Origin of the sequence: Tannerella forsythia, assembly GCF_003860135.1 — a bacterium.
Lineage (GTDB): Bacteria > Bacteroidota > Bacteroidia > Bacteroidales > Tannerellaceae > Tannerella > Tannerella forsythia_A.
In genome coordinates this window covers 1-359 of the sequence record NZ_RQYN01000175.1, presented here as the reverse complement: position 1 = coordinate 359, position 359 = coordinate 1, and the positions used below count along the sequence as shown (strand labels likewise).

General features: G+C 46.8%; 1 protein-coding gene. It reads left to right on the top strand.

Annotated elements, in window-relative coordinates; translation table 11 throughout:
- Window positions 1–300 (top strand): DUF559 domain-containing protein (locus EII41_RS13845; RefSeq protein WP_124791024.1); only part of this gene is annotated, 300 nt, incomplete at its 5' end.
- Window positions 301–359: the final 59 nt, after the last annotated feature.

Here is a 359-nt window from a genome sequence, read left to right as displayed (position 1 = left end):
CAGGTTCATAAAGGGCGGTTTCATGGTATTGATTTCGACCGGCAGCGAGTGATCGGGAATTATATTGTCGATTTCTATGTTAAGTCTTTAGGATTAGTCATCGAGATAGACGGTTCGAGTCACGATGGAAAGGAAGACTATGATGCTCGCAGACAAAGATTCTTAGAGTCTTGGTCTTTGCTCATTTACAGAATTCCGGACGTCCGTGTGAAACGTGACCTTGTCAACGTCATGACAGAATTAGAGAATTATATGATTGAAATGTTCGGCAATCCGTGTGGGGAAGAGCAACGCTTCTGAAAGAGCAACGGACACCCCGCCCTGACGGGCACCCCTCTATAGAGGGGAAGCCGGTACAC